Annotated in this window: 1 protein-coding gene; it reads left to right on the forward strand. The window is 66.2% G+C overall.

Going from position 1 to position 1398, the window contains the following annotated elements; genetic code table 11:
- The coding region (locus AC1DXV_RS34615) for a maltoporin (protein WP_477938045.1) at positions 1-1179 on the forward strand (1179 nt) is incomplete at its 5' end.
- Between the last annotated feature and the right edge of the window lie 219 nt (positions 1180-1398).

Below are 1398 nucleotides of genomic sequence, written 5' to 3' on the forward strand. Positions count from 1 at the left end.
GCCACCTCTGCACAAGCCGTCGATTGGGGCGGCTACTTCCGCACCGGCCCGGGCGCGGCGAAGAAGGACGATGCCCGTGCGTGCTACGGCCTGAGCGGCGCGGGCATGAAGTACCGGCTCGGCAACGAGTGCGACTTCTACGGCGAGTTCCTGCTGAGCCAGGGYTTCAAGTCGGACGGCGTGGARTACAAGGCCGCGCTGATGACGAACCTGTACAACGGTGACTCGAGCGACACCGGYGCGGCGTCGGTGGGCATCAACCAGATGTACGTCGAGGGCAAGGGCTACGACATCGCCCCGGACGTGAACTTCTGGATCGGCAAGCGCTTCTACGGCCGTGCCGACGTGCACATCACCGACACGTTCTTCATCAACCTGTCGGGCGTGGGCGCGGGTGCGGACAGCATCGCCGTGGGCGGTGGCAAGCTGGGCCTGGCGTTCTTCCGCAACGACAGCGGCGGCGTGATCCAGGGCACGCCGCCGGCGGCGGGCACGGACCAGCGTCCGGCCTCGCGCCTGAACGCGGACCTGTCGGAGCTGGTGGTGAACCCGGGCGGCAAGCTGCGCGTGGTGGGCACCTACGTGAAGGGCGACTTCACCGGCGGCAAGAACGGCTTCGGGCTGAGCGTGCAGCACAACCAGGACAACGCGTTCGGGCTGGGCGGCACCAACATCCTGTGGGTGCAGTTCGCGCAGGGCTCGGCGGGCGTGGACGGCGGCTTCGGCACGCTGAACGCGACCTCGGCGACCAAGAGCTTCCGCATCGTGGAGAGCCCGGGCTGGCAGGTCGGCGCGTTCGGCGGGCAGGGCCAGCTGATGTTCCAGCAGGACAAGGTCGAGAACTTCGCSGGCCAGACCACCAAGATCAACTCGGTGTCGGTGGGCGGGCGTGGTTCGTATGCGCTGACGAAGAACTTCAAGCTGGTGGGCGAAGCCGCGTACGTGCAGAAGAAGCCGGACGGCAGCGACACGCAGAAGCTGGCGAAGCTGACGTTCGCGCCGACGCTGTCGACGGGCCCGGGCTTCTGGAACCGTCCGGAACTGCGCCTGTACGTGACCACGGCCAAGTGGAACGCGGCCGCCAACGCGGCCGAGAACGGCGGCGCCGGCGTCACCAACCGCGCCAACGGCGACACCAAGGGCACGTCCTATGGTGCGCAGGCTGAAATCTGGTTCTGATAGAGGAACGGTTTGAAGACTCGGTTTTGCTGAAATGCTGAGTTGAGAGCAGTACGGGCCGGCTGAGAAGCCGGCCCTTTTGACTTGTGACTTCCGACATCCGGGGAACGACAACGTGAGCAATCCATGGCCGATCTCCAGCTGAAGGCCTTGCGCAAGGCGTTCGACGACGTCGTCATCCTGCACGGCGTGGACCTCGAGGTCCGCGATGGAGAGTTC

The sequence above is a fragment of the Rhizobacter sp. P3_C12 genome (genome assembly GCF_056402735.1).